This is a genomic window from Corynebacterium propinquum DSM 44285 (assembly GCF_000375525.1).
GTDB classification, from domain to species: domain Bacteria; phylum Actinomycetota; class Actinomycetes; order Mycobacteriales; family Mycobacteriaceae; genus Corynebacterium; species Corynebacterium propinquum.
Window position 1 is genome coordinate 33,468 of sequence record NZ_AQXC01000004.1, and the last position, 24,403, is coordinate 57,870.

General features: G+C 55.7%; 21 protein-coding genes, 2 tRNA genes and 1 pseudogene. 14 read left to right on the plus strand and 10 right to left on the minus strand.

The features are described 5' to 3' along the window. Nucleotides 1-3: 3 nt before the first annotated feature. The 3 genes from B142_RS11930 to dnaG are packed head-to-tail and all read left to right on the plus strand — an operon-like array spanning nucleotide 4 to nucleotide 4,102. The gene (locus B142_RS11930) at nucleotides 4-780 is read left to right on the plus strand and encodes a YdcF family protein (protein WP_236658174.1); all 777 of its coding nucleotides are present in this window, start codon (nucleotides 4-6) and stop codon (nucleotides 778-780) included. A 47-nt stretch (nucleotides 781-827) separates the two neighbouring features. Further along, nucleotides 828-2,156 (plus strand): deoxyguanosinetriphosphate triphosphohydrolase, encoded by a 1,329-nt coding sequence (locus B142_RS0104625; protein ID WP_039733824.1) that lies wholly within the window; start codon nucleotides 828-830, stop codon nucleotides 2,154-2,156. 41 nt (nucleotides 2,157-2,197) lie between these two features. Next, nucleotides 2,198-4,102, plus strand: coding sequence for a DNA primase (dnaG, locus tag B142_RS0104630; RefSeq protein WP_018120380.1), 1,905 nt, complete (start codon nucleotides 2,198-2,200; stop codon nucleotides 4,100-4,102). Nucleotides 4,103-4,177: 75 nt separating this feature from the next. Here dnaG and B142_RS0104635 read toward each other — a convergent pair whose 3' ends face one another. From B142_RS0104635 to B142_RS13975, 4 genes and pseudogenes are all read right to left on the minus strand, one after another. After that, on the minus strand, nucleotides 4,178-4,462 hold the full coding sequence (locus B142_RS0104635; protein ID WP_018120381.1) for a hypothetical protein: 285 nt from the start codon (nucleotides 4,460-4,462) through the stop codon (nucleotides 4,178-4,180). 72 nt (nucleotides 4,463-4,534) lie between these two features. Further along, nucleotides 4,535-5,104 carry a DeoR family transcriptional regulator gene (locus B142_RS13965; protein ID WP_051067303.1) on the minus strand — a complete coding sequence of 190 codons (570 nt, stop codon included), beginning with the start codon at nucleotides 5,102-5,104 and terminating at the stop codon, nucleotides 4,535-4,537. Between the two features lie 102 nt (nucleotides 5,105-5,206). Beyond that, nucleotides 5,207-5,293, minus strand: a pseudogene (locus tag B142_RS13970) (Fic family protein); the annotation flags it as partial. Next, the gene (locus tag B142_RS13975) at nucleotides 5,265-5,864 is read right to left on the minus strand and encodes a Fic family protein (protein ID WP_051067304.1); all 600 of its coding nucleotides are present in this window, start codon (nucleotides 5,862-5,864) and stop codon (nucleotides 5,265-5,267) included. The pseudogene B142_RS13970 and the gene B142_RS13975, both read right to left, overlap by 29 nt. A gap of 382 nt (nucleotides 5,865-6,246) precedes the next feature. On the opposite strand from B142_RS13975, the gene B142_RS0104645 reads away from it, so the two are divergent. Both B142_RS0104645 and B142_RS0104650 read left to right on the plus strand, forming a co-directional pair. Next, nucleotides 6,247-6,720, plus strand: a complete 474-nt coding sequence (locus tag B142_RS0104645; protein ID WP_018120382.1) for a hypothetical protein — start codon at nucleotides 6,247-6,249, stop codon at nucleotides 6,718-6,720. A gap of 204 nt (nucleotides 6,721-6,924) precedes the next feature. After that, complete coding sequence (locus tag B142_RS0104650) at nucleotides 6,925-7,851, plus strand: NAD(P)/FAD-dependent oxidoreductase (protein ID WP_018120383.1); 927 nt, start codon at nucleotides 6,925-6,927, stop codon at nucleotides 7,849-7,851. A gap of 168 nt (nucleotides 7,852-8,019) precedes the next feature. Here B142_RS0104650 and B142_RS0104655 read toward each other — a convergent pair. Then, nucleotides 8,020-8,092, minus strand: a tRNA-Asn gene (locus B142_RS0104655). Nucleotides 8,093-8,382: 290 nt separating this feature from the next. Here B142_RS0104655 and B142_RS0104660 point away from each other — a divergent pair. The 3 genes from B142_RS0104660 (at nucleotide 8,383) to B142_RS13500 (ending at nucleotide 10,702) form a co-directional block, all read left to right on the plus strand. Beyond that, a complete protein-coding gene (locus B142_RS0104660) occupies nucleotides 8,383-9,765 on the plus strand; it encodes an FAD-dependent oxidoreductase (protein ID WP_018120384.1) in 1,383 nt (460 codons plus the stop codon). Nucleotides 9,766-9,886: 121 nt separating this feature from the next. Then, nucleotides 9,887-9,960, plus strand: a tRNA-Ile gene (locus B142_RS0104665). A 187-nt stretch (nucleotides 9,961-10,147) separates the two neighbouring features. After that, nucleotides 10,148-10,702 carry a hypothetical protein gene (locus tag B142_RS13500; protein WP_018120385.1) on the plus strand — a complete coding sequence of 185 codons (555 nt, stop codon included), beginning with the start codon at nucleotides 10,148-10,150 and terminating at the stop codon, nucleotides 10,700-10,702. Nucleotides 10,703-10,774: 72 nt separating this feature from the next. On the opposite strand, the gene B142_RS0104675 is transcribed toward B142_RS13500, so the two are convergent. Further along, nucleotides 10,775-12,295 carry a glutamate-cysteine ligase family protein gene (locus B142_RS0104675; RefSeq protein ID WP_018120386.1) on the minus strand — a complete coding sequence of 507 codons (1,521 nt, stop codon included), beginning with the start codon at nucleotides 12,293-12,295 and terminating at the stop codon, nucleotides 10,775-10,777. A gap of 163 nt (nucleotides 12,296-12,458) precedes the next feature. Then, nucleotides 12,459-12,968, minus strand: coding sequence for a DinB family protein (locus B142_RS0104680; RefSeq protein WP_018120387.1), 510 nt, complete (start codon nucleotides 12,966-12,968; stop codon nucleotides 12,459-12,461). Nucleotides 12,969-13,172: 204 nt separating this feature from the next. Here B142_RS0104680 and B142_RS13505 point away from each other — a divergent pair, with 204 nt between their 5' ends. Further along, a complete protein-coding gene (locus B142_RS13505; RefSeq protein ID WP_155860932.1) occupies nucleotides 13,173-13,700 on the plus strand; it encodes a hypothetical protein in 528 nt (175 codons plus the stop codon). Nucleotides 13,701-13,754: 54 nt separating this feature from the next. Here B142_RS13505 and B142_RS0104695 read toward each other — a convergent pair whose 3' ends face one another. Continuing rightward, on the minus strand, nucleotides 13,755-15,155 hold the full coding sequence (locus B142_RS0104695; protein ID WP_268908759.1) for a citrate:proton symporter: 1,401 nt from the start codon (nucleotides 15,153-15,155) through the stop codon (nucleotides 13,755-13,757). Between the two features lie 74 nt (nucleotides 15,156-15,229). On the opposite strand from B142_RS0104695, the gene B142_RS0104700 reads away from it, so the two are divergent. From B142_RS0104700 to B142_RS0104715, 4 genes are all read left to right on the plus strand, one after another. After that, nucleotides 15,230-16,036, plus strand: coding sequence for a TSUP family transporter (locus B142_RS0104700; protein WP_018120391.1), 807 nt, complete (start codon nucleotides 15,230-15,232; stop codon nucleotides 16,034-16,036). Between the two features lie 76 nt (nucleotides 16,037-16,112). Beyond that, complete coding sequence (locus B142_RS0104705) at nucleotides 16,113-17,321, plus strand: bifunctional alpha/beta hydrolase/OsmC family protein (protein ID WP_018120392.1); 1,209 nt, start codon at nucleotides 16,113-16,115, stop codon at nucleotides 17,319-17,321. A gap of 37 nt (nucleotides 17,322-17,358) precedes the next feature. Then, on the plus strand, nucleotides 17,359-18,162 hold the full coding sequence (locus tag B142_RS0104710; RefSeq protein WP_018120393.1) for an enoyl-CoA hydratase: 804 nt from the start codon (nucleotides 17,359-17,361) through the stop codon (nucleotides 18,160-18,162). Nucleotides 18,163-18,243: 81 nt separating this feature from the next. Continuing rightward, complete coding sequence (locus B142_RS0104715) at nucleotides 18,244-19,074, plus strand: serine hydrolase domain-containing protein (protein WP_018120394.1); 831 nt, start codon at nucleotides 18,244-18,246, stop codon at nucleotides 19,072-19,074. A gap of 6 nt (nucleotides 19,075-19,080) precedes the next feature. On the opposite strand, the gene B142_RS11940 is transcribed toward B142_RS0104715, so the two are convergent. Both B142_RS11940 and B142_RS0104725 read right to left on the minus strand, forming a co-directional pair. Further along, nucleotides 19,081-20,010: a CE1 family esterase gene (locus B142_RS11940; protein WP_018120395.1), complete on the minus strand. Its 930-nt coding sequence runs from the start codon at nucleotides 20,008-20,010 to the stop codon at nucleotides 19,081-19,083. A gap of 429 nt (nucleotides 20,011-20,439) precedes the next feature. Next, nucleotides 20,440-20,697 (minus strand): acyl carrier protein, encoded by a 258-nt coding sequence (locus tag B142_RS0104725; RefSeq protein ID WP_018120396.1) that lies wholly within the window; start codon nucleotides 20,695-20,697, stop codon nucleotides 20,440-20,442. Between the two features lie 355 nt (nucleotides 20,698-21,052). On the opposite strand from B142_RS0104725, the gene B142_RS11945 reads away from it, so the two are divergent. Beyond that, a complete protein-coding gene (locus B142_RS11945) occupies nucleotides 21,053-24,403 on the plus strand; it encodes a SpaA isopeptide-forming pilin-related protein (RefSeq protein ID WP_155860933.1) in 3,351 nt (1,116 codons plus the stop codon).

Below are 24,403 nucleotides of genomic sequence, written 5' to 3' on the forward strand. Positions count from 1 at the left end.
GACGTGAAACCACAAACAATCGCACGAGCAGGGCTGGCAACGCTTACACTCGCGCCCGCAATAATCGCGGCTGTGCAAGCATCCCGCGTGCTCACTATCGCTTATCGACGGCGCTACCTGCCGGTTTATGATCCAGAAGCCATCGTGGTTATGGGCACCGCACAGTACAACGGCACCCCGTCGCGGCAATTCGCGGCGCGTTTGGATCAGGCGGTGTTTGCCGCACACATTTTCCCGGATGCCCAAGTGCTGTGTGTCGGTGGTGCGTTGCCCGGCGATACCGTCACCGAGGCGGAGGTTGGCGCGGACTATCTTCGGGCTCACGGGATTGTGCGGGCAGAAGCCGTCGGCAAGGGCTCTGATAGTGCGGCGAGCTTGGCGGCGGTGTTGAGCAGGTACCCGCACCTGCAGGGCCGCGATGTGCTGTTGGTGACCGATCCGAATCACAGTGCGCGGGCGGAGAAAATCGCGCGCAGGTGTGGGGTGTTGCCGCAGGCGTTTCCTACTCCGGATTCGCCGAGCCAGTTTCCCAGTCCGGCCTGGTGGAAATCGCTGCTGCATGAGATCGGCGGGTTGACGGTGGCGGATGTGTATGTGCTGGCAGGAGCCTCCTGTGCGGTTAGGCTAGAAAGTGTGTTGCGCAGGGTGCAGGCGATCGTGTGGCCATCGCGTCGGATGCGGCATGAGTATCTGCGTGCCCAGCATGCGCGGGAACAGCAACAGCAAGACCAACAACAAGAACAACAACAACAAGACCAGCAACAGGGGAGCAGCCAGTGACAGCAGCTGGGAATGACTACCGCTACTACCGCTATAGCCAGGCGGATATGCAACGCCGGTTTGGAGAGCGCGCGAAACAATCACTCTTGACGACGGCTAGCACCGGTGGTGCGGCTGGTACCGGCAGCTCCATCGACCCCGCGACGGCGGAACAACGCGACGAGTTTTCCCGGGATCGTGCCCGCGCGTTGCACTCGGCTGCGTTGCGTCGGCTAGCGGACAAAACCCAGGTGGTGGGCCCGCGCGATGGGGATACTCCGCGCACTCGCTTGACGCATTCCCTGGAGGTCGCGCAGATTTCCCGGGGCATTGGCGAAGGCCTGGGCTTAAACCCGGACCTGTGTGAAATGGCAGGGCTGATTCACGATATCGGCCACCCGCCGTACGGCCACAATGGCGAGACCGCGCTCAATGAGCTTGCCGACGAATGTGGCGGCTTCGAAGGCAACGCGCAAACGCTGCGGATTCTCACGCTGCTGGAACCGAAAATTCTGGACGACGCCGGTGCCAGCTGCGGGCTGAACCTGACCCGGGCGGCACTGGATGCGGCGTGCAAATATCCGCGCACCAAAACCAACTCGGATGGCAGCACGAATCGGAAATATGGCTGCTATGACGAGCAAGCCGATGTGCTGGAATGGATCCGCGCTCACGACCCCGCGGGCAATCACCGCAGCGGCCAGGCGCGTGCCACGATGGAAGCACAAACCATGGACTGGTCTGACGATATCGCCTATTCCGTGCACGACGTCGAAGACGGTGTGGTCGCCGGGCGCGTGAACCTGGCTGTGCTCTGGGATCTGGTGGAGCTAGCCGCGTTGGCAGAAAAAGGGGCCAAGGCCTTCGGCGGGGATGCGGAAGAGCTGCTCGACGCCGCCGGGGCGCTGCGCGATTTGCCGATCATCAATGCCGCGGTTGATTTCACCCCCAGCTTGCGCGGCTACGTGCAGCTGAAAGCCATGACCTCCGAGCTCGTCGGCAGGTACGTCGGCGCGACTATTGCGGCGAGCCGGGAGCACAATGCGGAGCTCGTCGACAAGGGGCAATTGGGGCGCTACCAGGGCACGCTGCTGGTTCCGCGACAGGCAGAAGCTGAGGTAAAGCTGCTGAAAACCCTGGCTGTGCTGTATGTCATGGATGAGCCTTCGCACCTGGCGCGGCAAGATCGGCAGCGCGAGCGGGTCTACAACGTTTATGACTATCTGGTGGCGGGCGCGCCGGGTTCGCTGGATCCCATGTTTGCGCTGTGGTGGGAGCAAGCAGAAACTTCGGCGCAGCGCCAGCGGGTGATCATTGATCAGATAGCGTCGATGACGGAATCGCGGCTGGAGCGCCTAGCACAGCAGGCTGCGCAGTTGTCCGGATTTTTGCACTAGTCCAGCTACGCTGTTGTGACGGGAAAAGGTAGTCTTTGGGCATGGCTCAAGGACGGATCCCCGATAGTGATATTCAGGCAATCCGCGAACGCGCAGCTATCGACGAGATCGTCGGCGAGTATGTACAGCTGAAAAGCGCGGGGCATGATTCGTTGAAGGGCCTGTCACCGTTTAAAGACGAAAAGACGCCGTCGTTCCATGTGCGCCCGCAGCGCGGCTATTATCACTGCTTTTCTTCCGGCAAGGGCGGCGATGTTTTCAGCTTCCTCATGGAAATGGAGCAGCTGAGCTTCCCGGAGGCGGTGGAAGCCGTCGCGGAAAAGATCGGTTATCACATCACGTACCAGGGCGGAACCACTGGTGGACGGCGGGAAAAACCTGGTACCCGCCAGCGCCTGATCCAAGCCAATCGCGTGGCGCACGAGTTCTATCGTGAGCAGCTCGAAACAGAGCAGGCGCGCACCGGGCGCGAGTTTTTGCTGGACCGCGGGTTTTCGCGCGAGCAGATTTACGAGTTTGAAATTGGTTATGCCCCGGCTGGGTGGGACACGATGACCAAGCACCTGCTGCGCAAGGGCTTCGAGTTCGACGAGCTGGAAAAGGCAGGCCTGTCAAAGATGGGCAAGCGCGGCCCGATAGACCGTTTCCACCGCCGTTTGCTGTGGCCCATCAAGGATATCGCCGGCAACGTGATTGGTTTTGGTGCGCGCAAGCTTTTCGACGACGACAAGCTAGGCAAATACATGAACACCCCGGATACCATGCTGTATCACAAATCCAAGGTGTTGTTTGGCCTGGACATGGCGAAAAAACATATCGCTGCTGGCCACCAGGCCGTGGTCGTGGAAGGCTATACCGATGTCATGGCGATGCATGCCGCCGGGGTAAAAACCGCGATCGCTGCCTGTGGTACCGCTTTTGGTCAGGACCACTTGCAGGTGATCCGCCGGTTGATGCTGGACGATAATTATTTCAATGGTGAGCTGATCTATACCTTCGACGGCGACGAGGCCGGGCAGAAGGCTGCGCTGCGGGCGTTTTCTGGCGAACAGAAATTTTCCGGGCAGTCCTTTGTGGCTATTGCCCCGCCGGGGATGGACCCGTGCGATCTGCGCCTGGAGCGTGGCGACGCCGCGGTGCGGGATTTGGTGGCTGACCGCATCCCGATGTTCGAGTTCGTGATTCAGTCCATTTTGGCCAGCCACAAGTTGGATACAGCGGAGGGCCGCTTGCAGGCTTTACGACGAACCGTGCCGGTGGTTGCCGGGATTCGTGACAAACCACTGCAGATGGAATACGCGCGGCGGTTGTCTGGCTGGGTCGGCTGGGAAAGCCCGGATGAGGTCGTCGCACAGGTGCGCAAGGAATCTGCGAAGGTACAGAACCCACAGGAAGCGGTGAAGCGTGCGCGTCGGTTTGATAATGACAGCCAGCGTGATGCCCGGCAGGATAAGCCCGGCATCGTCGCGCCGAACCCGCGGGATACGTATTTGTGGCCGCAGCGCGAATCGCTGAAACTGGCGCTGCAGTACCCGCAACACGTCGGCGAGTATTTCGACGGCTTGGGTGAGGACGTGTTCAGCAACGAGGCCTACCGGGCGGTGCGGGCTGCGATTTACCAGGCCGGGGGAGTAGCCAATGCCAGCGACGGTGTCGACTGGATCGCCGCGGTGGCCGAGCACATGGCGGATTTGGTGGGCCGCTCGCTGGTGTCGGAACTTGCTGTAGAAGAGATCCGCTACGCGAATGCGGGGCTGGAGGCTTACGTCGACATGGTGTTATCCCGGTTGCAGGAAGCGCGGGTGGGCGATCAGATTGCGCAGTTGAAAGCGCAGCTACAGCGCATGCGCCCGAGCGACGATGAGCAAACCTACCACTCTTTGTTCGCTGATTTGGTGGCGCTGGAGCAGGCGCGCCGGGACCTGATTGCGCGCGCGTTTCGGTAGTAAGTTGGCGCGGGTCGGGGGGTTGTGTTTAGCAGCCTTCCTTGCAGTTAGACCTTACGGGCTGGTCCTTATTAGCTAGTCTTCGTCGTGTTCGTAGATGCGGTCTGCTTCTGCGTGACCGTCGTAATCATCGTGGTCGCGGCGGCCGTTTTTGCCAGCGCGCAAGTCTTTGATTTCACGCATACGTGGTTCTGGGTCCAGCTTGTTTGCGATGGCTTTGCGTGTAGAGCGAGCCACGGACTGGGTGACCGGGGAGTTAATGGCCTTTTCGTAAGCGCCTTTGATCTGGTGGAACCGCTTTCGGCCCGCCTTCGTGCCGAAGACGTATCCCGCGGTGGCACCGACGACGAACTGAATCATGGTGAAACGTTTCCTTTTTCCTTGCGTTGCGCACAAGCCTGCGCAGTGACGTGCAATGAACTGGGCTCTAGCCTACCTGTCTCGAGGGGCAGGTGGTGTGGGGATGTTGGGGATTCCACCGCGGCGTGGTGGGGAGAGTTTGGTGTTAAACCTGGTGCTTGCTAGCTGCCGCTCTGCCGCGCTGACCAGAGCAAAAGCATCCATGGCGAGGAATGCATGGATATTCTTGCCGACGCTGCGCCTGGTCAGTATTTTTAGGCTTGTTAGCTCGTTCAGCGCTGCTCGGGCAGTATTTGCCGATACGCCATATGCCTGCGCAACGAGGTCGACAGTCAGCATTGGCTGCGAGATCAGTGATGATAACAAGCGGGCGGTTAAAGAATCTGTACGCACCTTGCGTTCAGAACTTCTGGAACACGAAAATTTTTCATTCCATTCTGTCTGTAATTCGTTGATGTCGTCGAATAGTCGTTGTGCTTCATCGGCTGCGATATCGGCTGCAGTGAGAAATGTGTCGACCCATGCTGCGAGTGCTGTATCGCAGCATCTTGTGTCCACAGTGGAGTTGCGTGTTTCGTCGTCGAGGGCACGAAAAGCACTAAGCCCGGCAAGATATTTATCCGACCACGTCGCCAAGACCATGCTGAGTGGCAGGATTGGCGACGGACATAAGCCTCTTCTTTGCAGGATTGTGTGAATAACCGCTCGACCTACGCGCCCATTGCCATCAGCAAAGGGGTGAATGGTTTCGAATTGGGCGTGTGCGATTGCTGCTTGAATGAGCGGGCCGTGTGCTGCACCGTTAATGAATCGTATTAAGTCTTCTAGCAAATCCGGGACATAGATGGGTGGGGGGTGGTACAAATTCCGCATCTAATGGATGCCAATCTGAGCCACCGATCCAGTTCTGCTGCTTGCGGATACCATGAAGTTCGCTGCGTGCGATGATGGTTCGCTGCATGGTTAGCAATCTTTCGAGGCTAAATTTTTCAGCGCTGGTGTCTGTTGCTTCAATGTCATCGAGTATTTTGACATTTGCGGCAACTGCGCGTGCAGTATCGGTGACTTTCACGATGCGGTCGTCAGAATCCGACAATTCCGCAATGGCAACTTTGTCCGCAGCTGGTGCTAATCCTTCGATACGGGAGGACGAGACCGCTTCTGAGCGGAGCAAAAAACGAGTGACGCCTTCGAGACCTTTATGGGCGGGAGCTGCGGCAAGATTCCGAATTTTGTGTTCGACCTGGGCGGCTTTTAGCGATAGTTCTTCGGGGATATGTAAATCCCTGTGCGCGAGGAGCTCAGGTAAATAAGCACGGTAAGTACCGGCAATCCGATCCCGGCGAGTCGGGGCAGTATCTGCAGGCGTCCAGTGTAGTTCGATCCATCGTGGTAGTGGCATTCGAGTTTCCTTTCTGTCACAACCTTAATACTTTTCCTTGTGTTCATCCGGTCGCCAGTACAAGTTTAAGTATTAAACTTGTACTGCTTTCTTTATGAGCACAAGTTAAGTCAGCTTTGTTGGCTCATGGGGTGGAGACATCTGGCAGCGAAGAGATGCCTGGTTATGAAGGCGCGCCTAGCTGTTTTAAGGCAAGTGTAACCACGGTCATGTCATATACTCTTGTGATATATGCCCCACATTTTGGGGTTTGAGTACCTAGTTGACGTGTCACTAAAGGTATACTCGCTAAACGTGTCGAGCTGGAGTTCTCAGAGGCTAGACACCGCCTCCCCAGCAAACGTTGGGAAAACTCACAAGACTCATAAGAAGGGTTGAAGACATGAAATCGAATAATTTCCGCCGCGTTTCCATCGCAGCTGCAACCGCCGCTCTGGGCCTGACCCTCGCAGCCTGCAGCAATGGTGGTAGCTCCGCCCCAGTGACCGTCACTGAGACCGCTGCACCGGCAGATCAGAGCAGCCAGAGCAACCAGAATGGTGGCAAGGAAACTGTCACCGTTACCCCTGGTGCCGACGCTAACGCGAATGGCGGCAATGCTGGTCAGGCTGGCCAGGCTGGTGGCAACGCTGCTACCAACGATCTGCCAACCGAAATCACCGGTTACTCCGGTGAAGCAGAGCGTGACTTGACCGAAGAGCGTCTGACCAAGGACGAAGTAGCTCAGGTTCTGCAGCGTGCCCACAATGGCGAAGGAAAGGTCAAGTGGGACAACGACGGCTACTGGGAAGTTGAAGTTGGTGGCGTCGACATCGACATCGACCAGAACGGCCTGGTGCTGAACGTCGACCGCTAAGAGGTCACCAGGCTTTTGCATAGGCTTTGTGACTATGCAGAGCATTCAATAATTGGTTCTTTTGGGAACCCAGCGAAACCGCCCGATGTGCATGCAGCGCACCGGGCGGTTTTCTTATTGCCAATTTGCTTTAGACTCTAGGAGTCGGGAATGAGAAAACGGTGTGTTCCGAATTCGGCAACGAGGGAGTCAGGACCGAAGCATATGAAAACGGACGTTGCGATCATCGGCGGCGGGTTTGCAGGAACCTCGGCTGCTATTACGTTGGCACGAGCTAATCGCTCGGTGGTGCTCGTGGATTCAGGGAAGCCACGAAATAGATATGCTGAGCATGCGCACGGAATATTGGGGTTTGATGCTGCCTCACCGTCCGAAATGCTGGATGCAGGACACCGCGAGTTTCTATCTTTTTGTGGGAAGATCGTGGAAGCGTCAGCTACCTCGCTGACAGCGGATGTGCACTCTACGCGGGCAAACACAATCAGCTGGCAGGTAGTGCTTTCAAACGGTGAGATGATTCATGCCCGGCAAGTACTCGTCGCAACGGGGATTGCTGACAAATTACCTGCTGTTTCCGGATTGCACGAGCTTTGGGGTTCCCGAATCTTCCACTGTCCGTATTGCCATGGGTACGAGATTCGGAAGAAAAAACTTGTCGTCGTTGGAGGGGAAAATCCCGGGTTTACCTTTCGGATTACTAAGCTGCTCTCGAAATGGACTGGCGACATCACGTTTTATCCCAATGGGCTGGATCTTTCTGAGCAAGAACAGGACAGTATGGAAAGGCTGGGGATTACCATTGACCCACACACGGTGCGCGCGGTGTCGAAATCCAGCCAGTATGAAGCGGGAATAACGGTGCAAACGGATGCGCGTGAAATCGACTACGAAGCGTGTTTTACTGGGCCCGATTTCATGCCTAACGATGGGCTTCTGCGTGACGCTGGCTGCGCTGTGGACGGTGGCTGGGTGATTACGGAAGCGGGAAAGACTTCGCAGAACGGAATATGGGCTGCGGGCAATGTAATTAGCTCTCCGGATCAAATTCCGCAAGCTATGGGAGCAGGTGCCGCGGTGGCGATCAAGATCGACCAGTATATGTTCGACCAAGACCTGCCGGTTATCGATTAGCCCCATGTAGCAGGGGGTGGTGCGCCAAATCGTGGATGTAAGAAATCGCTCAAAACCCCACGACAATTCCAAGACATGTGGCGTGAATTCCGCCTCTTTTTAAGCGTGCCCAAGGGCGACGAAACCCCGCTGAACAGCGAATTCGCTGCTCAACGGGGCTATGTATTGCTCCTCCAACTGGGCTCGAACCAGTGACCCTTCGATTAACAGTCGAATGCTCTGCCAACTGAGCTATGGAGGAATATTGCTGACGACTTCCGGCTTGACCTGCGATTCAGAGTCTCTCTGAACTTTTCGGTCTGTGCCTTCCGGCGCAACGGTGATTAACTATATAAGCGTATTTAATACAGCGCAAATCGCCAGCTTAACTATGGTTTTTCGGCCTTTATTACTTCCTGCCATAGCGCAATACTGTGACGTTGGCCGAGACTGGAATTTTTCGCGGACTCATACCGTTGCGAAGGAATGTAAGGCCTACCGAATCATCACATGGCAGACCAACTAAACCCGAGAAGAAAGGTCTAGACACGAATGAGTGAGAACATGAACGTCGACGTTCTAGTCATTGGCTTCGGCAAAGCCGGAAAAACCATCGCTATGAAACGAGCCGCAGCAGGCGACCGCGTCGCCCTCGTTGAGCAGTCCAGCGCGATGTACGGCGGAACCTGCATCAACATTGGCTGCGTGCCGACGAAAGCCTTGCTTACCGACGCAGAAAGCCACCACACTAAGCCAACCGCCGATGACTCCACGGCCTTTGCGCAAGCCATCCAACGCCGTGGCACTCTGACCTCCAAAATGAACCAGATCAACCTGGACCTTGCGAAAGACAAAGGCGTCATTGTCGTTGACGGCCACGCCAGCTTCGTCAGTGAGAAAACCGTGGAAGTTACCGGTGGTGACGATCGTCTGGAGATCACTGGCGAGACCGTCATCATCAACACCGGCGCTGAGCCGGTTGTTCTGCCACTGCCAGGCGCAGACCTGGAGCGCGTCATTGACTCCACGCAGGCGCAGCAGTTGGACGAGCGCCCAGATTCCTTGCTCATCGTGGGCGGTGGCCCTATCGGCATGGAATTCGCAACCTACTTCGCGAAGTTCGGCACCAAGGTGACCGTGGTCGATACCGTCGACAAGCCATTTGCCAACTTTGATCGCGACATCGCAGAACACGTCGGCACGATCATGGACAACTTGGGCATCACATGGGTGACAGGAGCCCAGGTCACTGAATTCCGTGAAAACGGTGCTGATGCAGTAACAACCGTGTGGAAAGACGGCGATGGCAACGAACAGACCGCCGATACCGCGCAGGTGCTGGTCGCTGTTGGGCGCAAACCTGTCACGAAGAATCTCGGCCTGGATAAAGCCGGCATCGAGCTGACCGAGCGCGGCGCCGTAGCCGTCGACAAGCACCTGCGTACCAACGTCGAAGGCGTTTATGCCGCGGGAGACGTCAATGGTGGGCCACAATTTACCTACGTCTCGTTCGACGATCATCGTGTGATTCTTTCGGACCGCTGGGGCGATGGCTCCCGGACGACGGAAAAACGTGTGGTTCCGACGACGACGTTCATCGACCCGCCGCTGGCGACGGTTGGTTTGGGCGAAGAAGCGGCCCGCGAAGAGGTCGAAGCGCGCGGAAACACTCTGGATGTCAAGGCTGCAGACATCAAGGATATTCCTATCATGCCGCGGCCAAAGATCCTGGGTAAGCCAGAAGGCCGTGCGAAGATTCTGGTTGAGCGCGAAACGGACCGCATCGTGGGCGCAACCCTGCTGTGCGTCGATGCGCAAGAACTGATTAACACGCTAGCGCTGGCGATGTCCGCTGATATTCCGGCTAGCACCGTCGGCAGCGGCATCTACACCCACCCAAGCTCAAGCGAGGTTTTTAACGCATTGCTGGGGTAGTGGTAGACGGCGATTAATTTGCCGTTATACTTAAACAACAGTTTTGGCACCTCGGCTCGGGCGCTTTTTCGCAAGGATCCCGCGGAAGAGCTTTTCGGGCCGTGACGTGCGGAGACTGGAAGGGGCTATAGCTCAGTCGGTTAGAGCAGTGGACTCATAATCCATTGGTCGCGGGTTCGAGCCCCGCTGGCCCCACAAAAGCCAGGAATTTCGGCGTTGTTTTGCTTCCTTCTCGTCAGGAATAGGCGTGCCAGTGTTGGACACAGTGCCATGCAAGGAGCTGCCGGGGGTAACCAAGCTGGAATGCAACTGGCGTATCTTTCGAGGTGTATTATCGCGAATAACAACAGCCAACGGGGTTGATTAGGGCGAAAGGAAGTTGATGACTGATGCAGAAGATTCGGAATTGGCCGGAAATTCGAATCGGGATTCTGTCCCTGTTCGACCTCAAAGGGGAATGGACGATTCGCCAGATGCAAAAGGCAATGCCAGCCCCGAAGACCGGCGGAAACCTCAATCAGACGCTGACACAAGGGGCGACGCGAGCAAATCGGGAGATTACCCGTTTCTTCTCGCTCAAATAAGCGCTCATCTGCAAGAAAACCATCTTCATCTTCCAATTGTTGCTCCAGATCAAGAGCAACTTGCGAACATTAAAGAAAATAGCCCCGAGCTTTATGAAATCTACCTAGACTCAATCCGCAAGGCAGTTGATGCAGATTATATCCAGCGGACCTATCCTTACACTGAGCCAATAAAGACGGTGCAATCGGGGCGCCGCTATGGTCTGGCCGCGGTTCTTTCGGTACTTGCTGTTGCGACCATTGCTCTTGTCCTCGGTCACCCAGGATTCGCCACAGCCATTATCGCTATTGACGTAGTAGCGCTGGCTGCAGTATTCAGTTCTGGTCGTGACCGAGGAACACCAAACGAGTAGGGCGCGTCATTGCTGTGCCTGGCTCGTCCCATCGACATATTCTCAGGGACGTAAGGCACAACCAAAAGTGGCTTAGCCGATATTGGTAGACCAGGTGTGCACCGGCTTGCCGGATTTCTGATTGTCGATATAAGCGCTGAGCATACGTGCGATGGCTTGCCGACGCGGCGTGCTATCCGGGACGTCATGCCCCTCGGCACTCGTGTAGGTTGTGGAGTCAGCAGCGGTCGCGTTATCGAGTGCTGCTAGCTGCCAGGTTGCCCCGTTTTGTCGCTTCCGGGCGCGCCCTTCGATGATCCCGAGATGCTTCTGAATCAGCGCCGGATCCACGGCAAGCTGCTTCAAGCCCTGCTCTGCTTGCTCCAATAAATGCTCGGTCACCAGCTCAGACGCCGGGATGGTTCCTAACGTCGGCCACGTCATCTGCGCGTGAATTCCATCGCGAGCGCCGGTGAAGAAGTTGCTCGTGGCGTCGGCAAAAGACAACCGCGACCACACCGGCCGAGTCTGGCCGACGAGGAAGTTCACCAGGCCATAATAAAACGCGGCATCGGCCACAATATCTGCCACGGTGGGGCCAGCGGGCAACAAGCGGTTTTCCACGCGGATATGGGAAAGCTCGGTGTTTGGATCATATATCGGGCGATTCCACCGCCAAATAGTCCCGTTTTGTAGGTTTAGGTAGTGCAAACCGGGCTTGCCGTCGGTGACGATCGGAGTTCCGGACTCCACGCGGTCTTCGGGTAGCAGCGGCGAGAAATAGCGCACGTTTTCTTCGAACAGATCGAAAGCGCTGGTGATCCACCGTTCGCCGAACCACACTCGTGGCCGTACCCCCTGGGTTACTAATTCTGGGGTACGGGTATCGATGGATTGCTGGAATACCGGAATGCGTGACTCGTGCCAGAGCTTGTGCCCAGCGAACAGCGGAGAGTTCGCGCTGAGCGCGGTTTGTATGCCAGCGATGGCTTGGGAAGCATTCCACGCGGCAGCGAAATGGTTCGGTGCTACCTGCAGGTGCAGCTGGATCGACGTGCAGGTGGATTCCGGAGCGATATCTTCAAAACTGTGCCGGTATTTCTCCTGGCCTTCCAACGCAATGTCAACCAGTTCGCCGCGGGATTCCAGTACAGAATTCGACAATGCTTTGTAGCGATTCTCTGAGGTCATCCACGCTGGATCTTCCAGAAAATCGGTGGTCACGCTGGGGAGCGTTCCGATCATCGCGACTTCCGCATCCGCCTGTTTCGCGGCTTCACGCACGGTGTTCAGACGCCGGTTGAGCCCATCTTCGAGCTTTTCCAGGCCGGCGCCAGCAATCGATAGCGGAGGGTGGTTCATCTCCACGTTATAGGCGCCAATTTCCGACTGGTGTTCGTCGTCAAGCGCAGCCAATACCTCACCGTTGCACGTCTTGGGCTGCATATTCTTGTCGACGAGATTGAGCTCGAGTTCCAACCCGATGGTGCCCTGATCGATGAACTCGGCCTGTTGCAAGTGGCGATCGAAGACCTCGAGATCGTCGATCAAACGTTGGCGGTAGCGCGTGCGCTGGCGCGGCGTATAGGACTCGGTACTGACTGCATCACCCATGCTGGCCAAGTATAGACCGGCGTGCGCAGGGGATTCGGACTTTTATGCAGTGCCGGGGCGGGTGCGGTGGAATGGGGCGACTTTATACTTCTTTATACTTTCGGCCAATTTATAAATAAGTATAAAGTCGCGCAGCACAGCACTTCACGCTGAGGCTGCACGATTACTCCCACACCCCGGCGACATAAGTGGCCTGCGCGAGATGCGCGGTGGCGTCGTCAATAATTGACACCAAGCGGGTTCCGCGGCTGATTGGTTGGCCTTCATATTCGGCGATGATGTCACTGAGATCATCATCAGCGAGGCTGCGGCAGTAGTCGGCTAATGCATCAAGCGTTGCGGCGACGTAGCTGCGTAGGTGCTCGAAGGCTGCAGCATCCTGGAGCTGGATCTGTGCGGCATCGTTGGCAGAATGACCGTAACCCAGGCTGTCGCCGGCGTCACCAAGCGCCAGGGCGTCCCGGCACTCGCTGGAATACCACAGCTCGTCGTCGCTGGTAAGGGCCGACAGCTGCACATCAATCTCACGGCCGGTATGCCAGATCAACCAAGCGATGGAATTGGGGTGGCCCTCCGGGTGCTGGTTGAGCTGCTTGGCACTAAGGCGGGGGAGCGCGTTGAGTACGTCTTTTGGTCGTGCTGCGAAGTCTAGGAGTACGTCGATTCCGTTCATGCACCCCATGGTAGTTCTGTAGTAGTTATCGGTAGCAAGCTCGTTGTTTTAGCGAAGCAATGCCGGTGTTGATACTGTGGGGTCAGTCAATTTTCAAGGGGGAGGAAATTTGTCGCTCTAGATGCATCAAGAGCCACTCATGCAGTTCACTGTTTTGGAAGAGTGATGCGAGTAACTGGACTAGCGGCAAATAACGATTAGGATATGAAGCATGAACATGATCCGCAAAATTCTCGACGATGTGTCGAAAATTCACATGTCGCAAACACCACGGGTGGAGCAGGCGGCACGCGAGATGCACTTGAGATCAGCGACCAGGACGCAGCGAGCCTTCGGCCGGGTTGGGGGACGGATCAATTACCAGATGAACAGGTACTCACAGGAACTGGAAAATTCGCCGCGATAACATTCCAGGGGCCGATTCCACCGCCTTCGGTGATTGAGGACTACAACCGGATATCCGCGGGCGCTGGCAGCCAAATTCTTAAAGATGCCCACGAGGATGCGGTACAAGACAGAGAAGTAAGTAAAAGGTCTTTTGAGTTCGCGATTTTTGAAGCTAAAGTCAGACTCGTTGCAGCGGTCATGTTTCCGTTGATTGCCTTTTTATTTATTTCGTTATTCTTATTTTTCTTGGAACCCCCTGAATCATTAGTCGGTGCAGGCGTTGCAGGAATTGGTGGCATTACTCCTTTAGTCCATGCGCTCCTTAATCGAGGCAAACAGCGATAACGAGCCTGGTATCTGCCTTGACTGAACTAGTGCGGAGGGCGTGGATAATCATCCCTACGCTAGCAGTCCCGTTGCAAACGCGACGGACACGATAATCACGGAAAACACCCATGCGATTGGGAAGGCCAGCTTCAAGTAGCGGCCCATCTGCGCGTTCGCCAGGCCGAGTGCCAACCACAGAGCCGGGGAGAACGGCGAGACGAACGTACCAATCACGTTGCCCAGAATCAGCGCGCTGGCAGCACCCAAGCCGGAAATATCGTAGGCGGCGACGGTTTCTTGCACGATCGGCAGCACAGAGAAGTAATACGCATCAGTCGAGGTCAACAGGTCCAGCGGAACACCCAGCATGCCGACGGCGACGTGCAGGTATGGCCCGGCGGCTTCCGGAAGCACACCAATCAGCGACAACGCGATGGCCTCCAGCATGCCGGTTTCGTTCAACACACCCAGGAACATCGCGGCGGCGATAATGATTCCGGCCATCGACAGAGCATTCGGCGCGTGTCGTTTCAAAGCATCGGCCTGCTCCGCCTGCGAGGTGAAGTTGATGATCAACGCCAGCGTGGCGGCAATCAGGAAGGTCGGTGCAGGAGGCAACAGCCCAACCAGCAACACCACCAGCGCGGCCAACACAACCAGCACATTCAACACAGTCGGCACGGTGCCTGAGCGGAACTCGTAGCCCTGCTGTTCCTGTTCCTCGCGCTGCTTTTGTTCGAATTCATCGGCAATGGCATGCACATCGACGTCGTCAGTGGCGGGAAGATCACCCGCGGCCTGCAGCGCGCTAATCCGGCGCTTTTCTCGCACACCCAGTGCAAAAGCGATGGCCACCACGAACACCAGCGCCAGCCCCTGCATGGGAATCAGGTGCATCCACACGGTGTTCGTGTCCTGCGAAATCACCGCACCCGCGCGCCCCAGCGGCCCGCCCCATGGCACCATGTTCATCACGGACGCAGCCAGCGCGACGATCGTCAGCAACACATACCGTGACATATGCAGCGCCTGGTAGAGCGGCAGCAGCGCAGGAATCGTGAGCAAAAACGTCGTCGAACCCGAACCATCCAGGTGCGCGACCACACCAATCAGCCCCGTACCGACGGCAACTGCTACCACATTGCCGCGCGTAGTTTTGATGAGCGCGCGAATGATCGGTGTGAACAGCCCAACGTCTTGCAGGATGCCGAAGAAAATGATCGCGAAGATGAACATCACGACGACCTTCATCACTGAGCTCAGGCCTTCTTCGAAGAACGTCGAGAGATCTTCCAACCCAAAACCGGTAATGAAAGCACCGATTACCGGCACCAGCGTCATGGGGATCAACGGGTGGGTTTTGCCGCGGATCAAAATGCCGACGGTGGTACCAACGATGAGGAGACCCATCAGGGTCAATCCGAGCTCAGTCTGCATACGCAGTACAGTAGTGTGCAAGCTTACAGTGGCCAAACTAATGAGCGAATCATCACCGTCTCGCTTGCCGACGCCCGCACTCCGCTTGCCGACGCCATCAGGAAGGAATTATGTCAGCTGAGATAATCACCGCGCTGCTGGTGGGATCGCTCGCTGCCGGTTGGGTCGATGCCGTGGTCGGCGGTGGCGGGCTGATTCTCATTCCGCTGATTCTGGTGCTCAACCCGAGCATGGCTCCCGCGCAAGCACTGGCTACGAATAAAGTCGCTGCGATTTTTGGAACTTCGAGTGCCGCGATCACGCTCTCACGCCGGGTTCCATCGGCGCTGCATGCCCTGAAATACGCTCCGCCGGCTTTGGTCGGTTCGGCGGCCGGGGCTTTGCTGGCAGCGAGCGTCGACAAGCAGGTGATGCGCCCGGTGATCATCGTGTTGCTGGTCGCGGTTGGCGTGTTTACTGTGGCGCGCCCGTCGTTTGGGGCGGCGAAAAGCTCATCGGCCGGGCCGGCTGCTGCCAGCAAGGACGCGGAAAAGAATATGCCCGCACGTCGTTGGGTGGGTCTGCTCGCGTTGGTTGGCGCGATTGGTGTGTACGACGGCGTGTTTGGCCCGGGCACGGGGTTGTTTTTGATCATGGGCTTTGTGGCGCTGCTGGGTACTGATTTTATTGCCAGTGCCGCGCGGGCGAAGATTATTAACGTCTCGACGAATATTGGTGCGTTGATCACCTTCGGATTGCAGGGCGAGGTGCTGTGGCTGCTTGGTCTGGCGCTGGCGGTGACCAACGTGGTGGGCGCACAAATCGGTGCGCGGATGGTGCTGGGGCGTGGTACTGGATTTGTGCGCGTGGTGTTGCTGGTGGTTGTCGTCGTTATGGCGGGAAAGCTCGCGCTGGATCAAGTGGGGATTACCGGCTAGCTTTTGTGAGCTCAGACTGATTCGGTTTCTGACTGGTTTAGACACTGATTGTGCGGCGCGGCGTATCCTGGTGGCCATGACTACGAGCGAAAACTTCACCATTGAAGGCCACAGTGGCATCCAGTTGGCGGCGCGGTTGGAAAGCCCGGCCAACCCCAGTGCGTATGCCTTGTTGGCGCATTGTTTTACCTGCTCAAAGGATTCCCCGGCGACATCGCGCATCGCTAAGCAGTTGGTGCAGGAAGATATCGCGGTGTTACGGATTGATTTCGCTGGTCTGGGGCATTCCGAAGGTAATTTCGAAGATTCTACGTTTTCGGGCGACGCCCAGGATGTGGTGGCGGCCGCGGAGTGGTTGGAGGAGCATTATCAAGCCCCACAGTTGTTGATTGGTCATTCGCTCGGTGGTGCGGCAGCGTTGGCGGCGGCTGCTGATATTGATTCGTTGCGTGCGGTGGTCACCATTGCCGCGCCGTATGATCCGGAGCATGTCACTGGTTTGTTTGCTGGTGCGCTGGACGATATCGCTGAAGATGGCTCGGCTTCGGTGAAAATTGGTGGCAAGACTGTCTGCGTGGGGCAAGGGCTTGTCGACGACCTGCGCGGATTTGATCAAAAAGAGCGCATTGCGGCGATTGATGTGCCATTGCTGGTCATGCATTCGAACGCGGATGAGTTGGTGGATATTCACAATGCGCAGGGGATTTATCGCGCGGCACGCACCGTGAAGTCGTTTATCATGCTGGACGGCGTGGATCACTTGCTCAATAAGGATAAGCAGGCGCAGCACGCCGCGCAGATGCTGGCTGGTTGGGCTCGGCCGTATTTGCCGGATACCCCGGATGTGGACCGCGACGACTGCGCCGATGAGCGCTACAGTTATACCAAGGAAGGCGTTGTTGAAGCGCGACTTACCGGTGATGGTGATTTCGCCACCGAGCTTCGCGCTGGAAGTCATCGCTGGATCGCCGACGAGCCGACGAGTGTGCCCGGGGCTAAAGACACTGGCCCGAACCCGTATGACATGCTGCAAGCCTCGCTGGCTACGTGCACGGCGATGACGATGGGCATGTATGCTCGCCGCAAGAAGTGGGACATGGGCGATACTAAAGTTACCGTGACCCATGAGCGTGACAAGCAGGGCGTGACGACGTTTATCCGCGTGTTGCATTTCGATTCCGCTTTGAGCGAGGAGCAGCAAACGAAGCTCACGGCGATCTCCGAGAAATGCCCAGTGCACAAGACTTTGCACGGTGAGATCCATATTGCGACGGAAACCAGCTAGTTACATATTGACCACGTTTCACAAGGAGGAGCCCCTCATGGCAACAAACAACGAAATGACTGCACATAACGATTTCGAGACTATTCAGACGGAGACCCGCGGCCGGGTCGGCATCATTACACTCGACCGCCCCAAAGCATTGAACGCTTTGAATCAGCAGCTCATGCTCGAGGTGGTTTCTGCAGCACAAAAGTTTGATGGCGACGACGGCATCGGGTGCATCGTGCTCACCGGATCCGAGAAAGCCTTCGCAGCCGGCGCTGATATCAAAGAAATGGCAAATAAATCTGCCACTGAAATGTACATGTCGGATTGGTTTTCCGAATGGGAACAGCTGACGCAGGTACGCACACCGTTGATCGCGGCCGTGAATGGTTATGCGTTGGGCGGTGGCTGCGAGCTGGCCATGATGTGCGATTTCATTATCGCCGGTGATACGGCAAAATTCGGCCAGCCAGAAATCAACCTGGGCGTTTTGCCTGGCATGGGTGGTACGCAACGGTTGACCCGCGCCGTCGGCAAGGCAAAGGCAATGGAAATGTGCCTGACTGGCCGCATGATGGAGGCAGCAGAAGCCGAGCGTTCTGGTTTGGTTGCTCGCGTTGTCGAGGCTGACAAGCTTGTCGACGAAGCCGTGTCCGTTGCCGCGACCATTGCGAATAAGTCGCTGGTGGCAACAACGATGGTGACAGAAGCCGTGGATGCAGCATATGAAACCACCTTGCGTCAGGGACTGCTGCAGGAGCGGCGTTTGTTCCATTCTGCTTTTGCTTCGGAAGATCAGAAAGAAGGAATGGATGCCTTCGCCAACAAGCGTGATCCGGAGTTCAAGCACCGCTAGTGCACGGCCTGTGCTGCGCTACATGTAATCAATAGTAGTGACCGCCCGCCGAATGCCCTGCCGACGTTTAGACTGGTGAGCATGACTAACCAGGAACCACTGACATCTTTCGACAAAATCGCTGACTGGCCAGTTGATAATGTGGCTGCCGCGCTGATTCGGGATGGCGAACTCGCCCACACCCTGGGCGACGACGCGCACGTTTTTGCCGTGGCTTCGGTGACCAAGCCGGTAGCAGCCTATGGCTTTGCGATGGCCGTAGAAGAAGGCGTGTTTGAGTGGGATACGCCGGTTGGACCCGAGGGTTCGACCGTGCGGCACTTGCTCGCACATGCCAGTGGTATCGGGAAAGACGCAGAAAACCCGGATCGTGCCCCGGAGGAGCGCCGCATCTATTCCTCGGCGGGGTTTGAGATGCTGCAGGAAAAGCTTGAGGGCGAAACCGGCATGGATTTTGCCGAATACCTCAAGTTGGGGCTGTTCGAACCGTTAGGCATGAACAACACTGTGCTGAAGGGGTCGTCTGGTTACGCGTTAGAAACCACCGCGGCTGACTTGGCCCGATTTGCCCAAGAAGTGCTGGAGCCGACACTGTTGGATCCGTCGACGGTGCAGGCGATGCTCACACCGCAGTTTGCAGATTTGCGTGGGATTGTTCCGGGCTATGGCATGCAAAAGCCGTGTTTGTGGGGGCTAGGTTTTGAAATTCACGGTGCAAAAGATCCGCACTGGATGGGGACGGAGTTGCCGGATAATGCCGTCGGGCATTTTGGCATGAATGGTTCTTTCCTCTGGTTGGTGCCAGACGAAAAAATCGCGCTGCTCGCGCTGACCGACAAGGACTTCGGCGATTGGGCGAAGCCATTGTGGGCAGAGACGAACGACGCGATCTGGAAAGAAATTACAGGTTAAGCCTGGTTAAGCTTGGTTTTGGAAAAACTCCCAGGACAGCAGGTTTGCTGATGGGACAGCCTTGAACCAGGTGTGTCCGTTGTTGACCTGCGGGCTGACGACGGTGGCAAATTCGGTGGCCGCGCGGCAGTTGCTTCCAGAGACGGTGTGCGCACCAACGATCCAGTTATTGGTGTTTCCGCCGGGCGCGCAGCCGTTGCGGGTAGCGAATTCGTCGAAGACCTGGCGGGCGGCCTTGTAGTGTCCGCCGTGGTCGTTGGCGCCGCCGTTGATGTTGATGACGTGGTCGTCTTTGTGGTGCATGATGAGCGTCGGCACCTGCGCGTCTTCTACACAATTGGATACCGTCGCATCGTAGTATGCGCCTGCAGAACTGGTGACGCCGTCGACAAGATCCGGTGCGTGGCAGGCCAAGCTCAGCGCCGCGCCGCCGCCGTTGGACAGGCCTGTGGCGTAGATGCGGTTGGTGTCCACGTTGTACTGCACTGCTAGATCAGCAACGAGCGCGCGGGCGAATGCGACGTCATCGTCGATGGTTTGGCTTGCGTATTTTGGCCCAGCCCACGCCGGCTTATTTTTCAGCTTGTCGACGACACCCTGCGGGTAGGCCACGATTGCGTCATTGCCTACGGCTTTGTTGATGTAGGAGTGGCCGCGGAAAGCATCCGCGGTATCCCAAGCACCGGAATAACCCAGAACCACAGGGTAGGCGCGGTTCGGGTCGTAATTTGCTGGGATATCGACGATGAAATCACGTGGGGTGCCGTTGACGTCGATGGTACGCGTTGCGGTGGGGGTGCCTGCGATGGCGGAGGATAGTGCGGCCATTGGGTCTGCAGTCGATTGTGCGTGGCTGACAGGTGCCGTAATGGCCAGCAGGCCGCCGAGGGTTCCGGCGGCAACCGCTGCAGTGAGTGCGCGGAAGGATAATTTCATGATTTCGTAGCCTACTGGATGTGTGGGGCGGAAACCAGCCCAAAGCGGCGAATATTTTTGTAACGCGCTGGGGTTTCTTGGTGTGAACTGGCATTCCACCCATGGTGTAGAAGTGAATTAGAGGGATTACAGTGATGTAACTTGCTGAGCTGCGCCGATGGAAAAACCTTCAAGCAACACTTCAGGAAATGGGGGGTTCAATGGCAGCTTGAGGGTTGCTGGTGTGACTGGTGGGGTAGTTGAATCATTTGTGGCGCAAGCGAGGGTGAGCACGTTGGGGAAGACGATGCTCGCTTAGTGGGCGGCTGGCGCGCGCTGGCGTAGGGTGCTCGCTGTGATGGGGAAGTCGCGGTCGAGTGCCCTATTGCCGTGGGTGCGCTGCCAGCGGTGGCTCGCTAGGATTGCTCGCTAGTGCCGAAAACTTGTTTGTTAGTTTACTTTTTCGCCGTGCTCGTCAATATAGGCAATGACATCGGAGACGGTGCTCCAGTCCTGCACAATGATTTCTTCGAGCCGCACCTTGAATTCGTCTTCGATCTTGACGACGAGCTCGATCATCGACAGTGAATCAATCGCGAGGTCACGTAGCTTGGCGTCGCGGGTGATGTCATCAGTATCTGCCGCGCTGGCCTCGTCGAGCAGGGGAACCAGGCGGGTAAAAGTGTCGAGCTTATCGGCGAGATCCATGCTGCCAGTCTAGGCCATATTCGGTGCTGATTGGTTTGGAGGGTTTGAACATGCAATTCGGAACTTGGTCACATTTAAGTCGTTGAGGGCCTTAAAAATGGCTTGGGTACTATATAGTAAAACGATATAAATCCATCAAAGTCTATTGAAGGATACAAAAATTTAACGCCACGATAAAATATCGCAACGAGTCGAGGTGTTCCCTCGAATCTGAATATTGCTCGCGTTGTGACCTCTAAGGCAAATATACTTGTTTTAGAGGTAATATTGCGTGCGATGATTTCTATATAAGTTGATGTGTTTTAAATGCGGCGAGTAATTAATGATCCACGAGAATTAGAAAGAGTCAATAACGTTGAGCCGCATAGCGCGAAGAGGCATTGTTGCTGCCTTTATCCTTCTGTTGATTTCGGGGATTGTTCCTTCGTTGGCACAGCCCGATGAGCCAGGAATATATAATCCGACTGCATCTGCACAAACAGCCCCGCAGGAGTCATTAACTATTGCTGATGTCAGCATAACTGGCACCGAAGATGAGAATGCCACTATGACCTTGGCGGCGCTAGCTCCAACTAAAATGGGCCGTGTACAGATTACAGCGGAGTCAGGTTTTGGTGTGGCCGATGCACCGTTGGTAAATAGCTTGACGATTGCTGGAGTGGTTTACCCTGTGGATTGGGTGCAGGCAACGGCTGATCGGCTCACAATTGAAGCAGATACCGAAGTTGATCTCCAGCCGGGCACGGAAATTCTTGTTCAGTGGTCGAAAGAGGAAGAGGTTCTTCCACCTGTAGATTCCTACCGTGCCGTGATGGAGGAAGTGCCGGGCTTGGATTCGGAAGCTCTGCCTGCTGGTGATGGAGTTCCTGTGGAAGGAGATGGCGCTGGGCGTGTGGATCTGAGGTCTCGTGCGGCAGTCTTAGATCCCAGTGTAATGGACAGGGCTGCTGTGGCGCAGGGGGATCCTTTTTCTCGTGCACGATATGATGAGATTCCGGTAAATAATGGGAGGCATAATACCTGCAGAAAATCGGGAAATTCCTTAAAAGTTAAGAGATGGTGGGAACCAGGCACACACGAAGCTGTTGACCTTGTTCAGGTGAAACTACCGAATCAAGGAAACATTGATCTTAGTGCGTCTGCCGTGGAGCTCTCTTTTGGGTCTAACCCAGAAAAGGAATGGGGGCGAATTAGGTTGCAGAACGGCACAGATTATTCGGTCTGGCGCCAGGGCAATTCTGTGTTTTTTGAGTTGACTCGTTCCCATATGCGAGCACCCAGCGATCAAAAATCCTACGATGTAGAGGTTGAGCTGCCTTTTTCTGGTAGTGCCTGGCGGCTGAGCTGTAATATTGAACTCTACCGAAAGCAGTCCTCTTCACCTGAAGACCCAGCGGAGTTCAATCCGACGTACCCAGTCAATTTCGACTTGCTGGATTATCCGCGCACTGCAGACACCTGTACAAAATCAGGCGAAGTGGTCACTGCTACTTCCAAATGGGGAAATGACTTAGAAGTATTGCGTCAAGGCGGTGTTGATGTCGTTGAAGTGAAACTGTCCGGAGCGCAGCATCTTGTTAGTCGCGTGAAAACTACCGATTCGAAGATGCAATTGCGCTTTGGATCCGACACAGGTGGTTGGAAAGTGCTAAACAAAGGCAGCGACTATTCGGTATCTGTCAGCGGCAACAGCGTGTATTTCAGGCTGAATAAGATACAGAAACATGCCAATCGCAATGATTATCGTGTTCAGGCGCAAATTCCCTTGTTAGGTTCATTTGGTCGCTGCGATATTGATTTATGGAGGGAAGGTCCGGAGTGGTTCGACCGAACCTGGTCGAAGCTTAATTTAGGCGAAGCTGAAACCCCTCGCGCGGAACTTGGATGGCTTCCTGCATCCGAAAAGAATCCCCCGTTGCCGCAGCGTTGTGGGGTTAATGTTGCACTAGTTTTCGACACTTCTGATTCCTTGTTGCAGCATCCGCAAGGACCGAAGGCTAGCCGTGCCGCAGGTCTTAGCATTATTAATGCGCTGGAGGGCACAGGCAGCAACATGGCGATCTATAACTTCGCTTCACTGGCTAGACGAGTGAATGATATTCATGCAGACAAACAAAGCTTGAATGATGACGTGGGCGTGAAAAAACTCCGCGATGCTGTGGACGGATTTAATGCAAGGTTTACGAGAAACGAACACGGTGGTACAAACTACCAAGTAGGGTTAAAGCAGGTACCGAATGGCGAGTTTGATGTTGTTTATTTCATCACCGATGGACTCCCCACTACTAATAACACTGATTACCCTGGGGAAGGTTTCGACAACGGAAACCAGATTAATAAGAGCGATCTTTCATTAGCTGTGGAAGCAGCAAATGAGCTCAAGGCTCACGGAGCGCGCATTGAAACCGTCATGGTGGGTATTGAACCGATCACTGAACACATCCTCAATGATGGTTTCTTCAACCTGAACCGTGTTGGTGGGAAACCTGAAAAATGGAAAAAGTTTGGCGAATACGGTTATCCGAGTTATGTCGACCCGCAGAAAGGAAAGGACCAAAAAATCCCTTCCGATTCTGTGCGCGATATGATCGAAATCGGTGGTCAGATCATGATCGCGGATAAGCCAGATTTTGATAGGCGCCACTTCGAAGTCACTAACCAGCCGGAGATATGGCGCGCTGGCATCCGAAAGACAGAAAGCATTGCCGCGGATATTTCCAGCCCGGACGCCGTCACGTTGGTTGACAAGTTCAGCAAACTGGAAGATAGCTTGAGAGACCTTGTGCTGAAGAATTGTTTTGGTTCGATAAACGTCACGAAGTTGATCCGAGGCGAAAACAACCAGGTTTCCCCAGGACAAGATTGGACGTTTGAAACTTCAACCGTAGACGGGAAAAACCGTATTGTTAACGGTGCAGACGGGAAAACACTTGCGAATCAAGTAACCGATACAACCAACGATCAAGGTAATTTCGGGCGGAAACTCAATCAGAAGAATCAAACGGCACAGATATCCCAGCAAGTAAAGGTTGTTGAACAACAACAACCAGGTTTCGTGTTGCAACCGTATCCTGAGAACAAAAACGCTACGTGTACCGCTACGGTTTTTGATGCCAGAATTAACAAGTGGAAAACCGAAGATGCTCCAGTAGCAAACGTTGATGATGCGATGAAGCCAGGATTTACAGTTGCGGTGCCAGCTAGCGCAATCGTGAATTGTAGCGTCGTCAATGCTCGAGCATCGAAGCTGATGCTGACTGTGAAGAAAGTGAGTTTCGGAGATGATGCAAAGCCGTTGGATGGCTCCAAATTTAGCTTGTATAAGGTCTCAGGATCCGAGCGTACGCTGGTTAGCAACTTGGACGGCAAGAATATGGACATTAAGGATCTTGAATTAGGCAAGCGGTATGAACTCGTCGAGACCCAGGCTCCAAGTGGCTACCAGCTGTTATCTCGGCCGATTACTTTCGATCTAGTCGCAACTGGAACTGGTGTGCAGCAACTACAGCTAGTAGGCGGAGCGGAGCAATTCCCGGAAGTGACTGTCACCCAAGGAACTGAGGCGAACCAGCTAATCATGCAGGTCGCTAACATCTCTAAGCCTGTACTTCCACGAACCGGAGGGCCGGGACTTTATGGGGCGCTGGTAATTGGAGTTGCGCTGCTACTGGTCGGCATCATGCTTACGCGGCGGGCAAGGGGATAA

Excerpts from the sequence above, each read along its gene's own strand:
- B142_RS13965 (WP_051067303.1), bottom strand. The coding sequence starts at position 5,104 with ATGGTCTTGGCGACGTGGTCGGATAAATATCTTGCCGGGCTTAGTGCT.
- B142_RS0104715 (WP_018120394.1), top strand. The coding sequence starts at position 18,244 with ATGACTAACCAGGAACCACTGACATCTTTCGACAAAATCGCTGACTGG.
- B142_RS0104660 (WP_018120384.1), top strand. The coding sequence starts at position 8,383 with ATGAGTGAGAACATGAACGTCGACGTTCTAGTCATTGGCTTCGGCAAA.
- B142_RS0104675 (WP_018120386.1), bottom strand. The coding sequence starts at position 12,295 with ATGGGTGATGCAGTCAGTACCGAGTCCTATACGCCGCGCCAGCGCACG.
- B142_RS13505 (WP_155860932.1), top strand. The coding sequence starts at position 13,173 with ATGAAGCATGAACATGATCCGCAAAATTCTCGACGATGTGTCGAAAAT.
- B142_RS0104635 (WP_018120381.1), bottom strand. The coding sequence starts at position 4,462 with ATGATTCAGTTCGTCGTCGGTGCCACCGCGGGATACGTCTTCGGCACG.
- B142_RS13500 (WP_018120385.1), top strand. The coding sequence starts at position 10,148 with ATGACTGATGCAGAAGATTCGGAATTGGCCGGAAATTCGAATCGGGAT.
- B142_RS0104705 (WP_018120392.1), top strand. The coding sequence starts at position 16,113 with ATGACTACGAGCGAAAACTTCACCATTGAAGGCCACAGTGGCATCCAG.
- dnaG (WP_018120380.1), top strand. The coding sequence starts at position 2,198 with ATGGCTCAAGGACGGATCCCCGATAGTGATATTCAGGCAATCCGCGAA.
- B142_RS0104645 (WP_018120382.1), top strand. The coding sequence starts at position 6,247 with ATGAAATCGAATAATTTCCGCCGCGTTTCCATCGCAGCTGCAACCGCC.
- B142_RS0104680 (WP_018120387.1), bottom strand. The coding sequence starts at position 12,968 with ATGAACGGAATCGACGTACTCCTAGACTTCGCAGCACGACCAAAAGAC.
- B142_RS13975 (WP_051067304.1), bottom strand. The coding sequence starts at position 5,864 with ATGCCACTACCACGATGGATCGAACTACACTGGACGCCTGCAGATACT.
- B142_RS11940 (WP_018120395.1), bottom strand. The coding sequence starts at position 20,010 with ATGAAATTATCCTTCCGCGCACTCACTGCAGCGGTTGCCGCCGGAACC.
- B142_RS0104710 (WP_018120393.1), top strand. The coding sequence starts at position 17,359 with ATGGCAACAAACAACGAAATGACTGCACATAACGATTTCGAGACTATT.
- B142_RS0104700 (WP_018120391.1), top strand. The coding sequence starts at position 15,230 with ATGTCAGCTGAGATAATCACCGCGCTGCTGGTGGGATCGCTCGCTGCC.
- B142_RS0104625 (WP_039733824.1), top strand. The coding sequence starts at position 828 with ATGCAACGCCGGTTTGGAGAGCGCGCGAAACAATCACTCTTGACGACG.
- B142_RS0104725 (WP_018120396.1), bottom strand. The coding sequence starts at position 20,697 with ATGGATCTCGCCGATAAGCTCGACACTTTTACCCGCCTGGTTCCCCTG.
- B142_RS0104650 (WP_018120383.1), top strand. The coding sequence starts at position 6,925 with ATGAAAACGGACGTTGCGATCATCGGCGGCGGGTTTGCAGGAACCTCG.